This is a genomic window from Cellvibrio sp. (assembly GCF_053579595.1).
The window spans coordinates 1-2,963 of record NZ_JBRFPI010000484.1 but is presented as its reverse complement, the minus strand read 5'-3'; the positions used below and the strand labels follow the sequence as shown (position 1 = coordinate 2,963).

Annotated in this window: 4 protein-coding genes and 1 pseudogene; 4 read left to right on the top strand and 1 reads right to left on the bottom strand. The window is 46.3% G+C overall.

The features are described 5' to 3' along the window. From ACWA6V_RS20100 to ACWA6V_RS20085, 4 genes and pseudogenes are all read left to right on the top strand, one after another. Positions 1-335: pseudogene (locus tag ACWA6V_RS20100) on the top strand (molecular chaperone HtpG); the annotation flags it as partial. A 104-nt stretch (positions 336-439) separates the two neighbouring features. Then, the gene (locus tag ACWA6V_RS20095; protein ID WP_449524159.1) at positions 440-901 is read left to right on the top strand and encodes a methylglyoxal synthase; all 462 of its coding nucleotides are present in this window, start codon (positions 440-442) and stop codon (positions 899-901) included. Positions 902-904: 3 nt separating this feature from the next. Next, on the top strand, positions 905-1,636 hold the full coding sequence (locus ACWA6V_RS20090) for an S-methyl-5'-thioinosine phosphorylase (protein WP_449524158.1): 732 nt from the start codon (positions 905-907) through the stop codon (positions 1,634-1,636). A gap of 185 nt (positions 1,637-1,821) precedes the next feature. Beyond that, positions 1,822-2,037 carry a cold-shock protein gene (locus tag ACWA6V_RS20085; RefSeq protein ID WP_133682220.1) on the top strand — a complete coding sequence of 72 codons (216 nt, stop codon included), beginning with the start codon at positions 1,822-1,824 and terminating at the stop codon, positions 2,035-2,037. Between the two features lie 87 nt (positions 2,038-2,124). Here the strand turns inward: ACWA6V_RS20085 and ACWA6V_RS20080 are convergent. After that, on the bottom strand, positions 2,125-2,963 hold an 839-nt coding region (locus ACWA6V_RS20080), incomplete at its 5' end, for a CsiV family protein (protein WP_449524157.1).

Genomic DNA, 2,963 nt, shown 5'->3' with positions numbered 1-2,963 from the left:
CAGCATTGGAAAATCAGGTGTCAGAAGTGGGCATTACGCATCGCCTCACCGATTCGCCTGCATGTGTTGTGGTGGGCGATCACGATATGGGTGCACAGATGCGCCGTATCCTGGAAGCTGCCGGGCAAAAAGTGCCTGATTCCAAACCGATTTTTGAATTGAATCCTGATCATCCGCTGGTGAAAAAGCTGGAGCAGGAGGCTAACGAAGAGCGCTTCGGCGATTTGGCTCATATCCTGTTTGATCAAGCCAATCTTGCTGAAGGCGCGCAATTGCAAGACTCGGCTGCTTATGTGCAGCGGTTGAATAAATTGTTGCTGGAATTGAGCAATTAATTTTTAGTTTTTCATTAAAGCTGCTATTAAAGATGACTTTGGCTGGGCGCCCCCGACTATAATCAGCCAAGGTCATTTTTTATTTATCAATCGGGCTGAATTCCATGGAATACAAAGAGATTAGCTTGCCAGCGGCAAAATCGATTGCGCTGGTAGCACACGATAACAAAAAGAAAGATTTACTTGCCTGGTGTACAAAACATCGTGCTGATTTAAGTATTCATACACTCTTTGCTACCGGTACAACCGGCACATTAATAGAAAAAGAAACCGGCCTGCCAATAAACAAACTTATTTCCGGTCCTTTAGGTGGTGACCAACAAGTTGGTGCATTAATTACCGAGGGCAAGGTCGATATGCTGATTTTCTTTTGGGATCCGTTTGAACCAATGCCACACGATCCCGATGTAAAAGCCTTGTTGCGTATTGCAGCGGTGTGGAATATCCCAATCGCATGTAATCAAAGCTCCGCTGATTTTATGGTGTCATCGCCACTCTTCAACGGCGAGTCGCAACATTGGGTTCCTGATTACGCAGCCTATATGGCCAAACGTTCGCATATATAAATTATGTTGGCGATTATCGGTGGTTCTGGATTAAACCAATTTCCTGAATTGGAGATTGTTAGTGAAAAGAAAATTACTACACCTTATGGCGACTGCTCTGCGCCGCTCACAATCGCCAGATTAGACGATCAGCAGTTGGTCTTTCTCCCTCGCCACGGTCCGGGGCACAAACTGCCACCCCATCAAATTAATTACCGCGCAAATATGTGGGCCTTAAAAGATGTTGGTGTAACGCGTGTGCTGGCTGTTAACGCGGTGGGCGGAATAGATGCTGCAATGGGGCCGGGCGTGTTCGTGGTGCCGCACCAGATTATCGATTACACCTATGGCCGCGAGCAGAGTTATAACTTTCTTACTGATGGTTACATCAACCATATCGATTTCACCCATCCCTATAGTCAGTCCATGCGCCAACAATTGATCGTCAGTTTATTGGCAGCGAACCTGCCGTTTCAGCAGCACGGTGTTTATGCATGTACCCAAGGGCCTCGGTTGGAAACAGCGGCAGAAGTTCTACGTCTGCAGCGCGATGGGTGTGATCTGGTTGGTATGACGGCCATGCCAGAGGCAGCGCTAGCGCGCGAGCTGGGATTGGATTATGCCGCGCTTTGTCTGGTGGTGAACTGGGCTGCGGGCTTGGCTAGCGAGGAGTTGAGTATGGACGACATACTGAAAACCCTTGCTGCTGGAATGGCTGATATTAAAAAAACTATTTTCATATTTGCAAACCAGTAGGCTTGCGTAAATAAGCAACAAAAAAATCCCCTCTTATTTCTAACTTTTGTTAATATCTGTTAACACGGGTTTTTTCGTTCTATGAACCCGGTTGTGGATAGCTGCTGGCCTGCTGTGCTGGCGATCAACGGATGAAGCAAACCGAGCAAATAACAATAAAGCTTAAGGCTGTAGAGGTGTTTCATATGGCAGATCGTGAGATGGGCACTGTTAAATGGTTTAACAACGTGCGTGGATACGGTTTCATAACCAGAGGAGAAGGAGGCGAGGATATTTTTGTTCACTACCGAAATATCCGTGCGGAGGGTTACCGCTCATTAGCTGAAGGTCAAAACGTTGAGTTTCAGTTGCAACAAGGTGATAAAGGCTTGCAAGCAGAAGACGTTGTTTTGCTGGGCTGATGTAAACTTCACTCAGGTTTAAATGGTTGTTTAAATAAAAACGCCGGCTATTGCCGGCGTTTTTATTTCAGTGAAAAAGAATAATTTCTACAGTGCTGTCGGTACAGGATTTGTTGCTGAGGGCGGGTAGGGCGTTACTTGAATAATCACATTCAATACTGGGTGATCTATATAATGCAGTTCGTTGCTGCGCATGTCGCGTTCTTGTTGCAGCACTATGATTTGGCGCGTGACAAAATTATCGGCTTCTGGTGCGGCTGCATTTGCATCAAAATTACCGTTCGACCATTGGGGGTTTTCATTCGCCAACGCTTGTTCCAATTCGATTTCTACTTCTGAATCCAGTGACAAATTATTTATCGTTGCTGCTGTATAGTTGGGACGCAGCGGAATTTCGGGCCATGCCTGAGTAATTTCCTGACCGACATTGACATCAAATTGTGCGAGCCACAAATTGGTTTGCAGTTCCAGATAAGTTGCCACGCTTAAACGAATACTGCCTTCCAATGCCTGATGTTGGCCAAAGGTTTGGCCACCGTTAATAAGAATGGCTTTGGATTCTTTTTTATTGGTAATAACCTGCCGCCAAGCGTTGTGGAACAAAACTTCAAAGCGTGGGTTTCGTTGTAGCTTCTGTGCTTGCGTATTTAATTGGCGTTCACTCGCGGGTAACAAATAAAACGCTTCTTTGGTTAGATCCACTACGGGCGCAGTTGCAGATGCACTGTTATCTGTAGTATTGGGCACCTCAGTTGCATTGGGATCTTTCAATTCGACCCAATCTCCGGGATAGCGCAATTTAATATTGCTGGGCCAGTGTTCCTGACCGGTATCATCTTTTCGAGCTACCACTAGCATCTCTACTTGATACCAACCTTCGTGGGTTTTTGGTTGCGCTTGCGCAGATGGCGTCACTAAAGCGCTCG

What these genes read in the sequence shown, in the direction of transcription:
- ACWA6V_RS20095 (WP_449524159.1), top strand. Translation starts at nt 440, where the DNA reads ATGGAATACAAAGAGATTAGCTTGCCAGCGGCAAAATCGATTGCGCTG.
- ACWA6V_RS20090 (WP_449524158.1), top strand. Translation starts at nt 905, where the DNA reads ATGTTGGCGATTATCGGTGGTTCTGGATTAAACCAATTTCCTGAATTG.
- ACWA6V_RS20085 (WP_133682220.1), top strand. Translation starts at nt 1,822, where the DNA reads ATGGCAGATCGTGAGATGGGCACTGTTAAATGGTTTAACAACGTGCGT.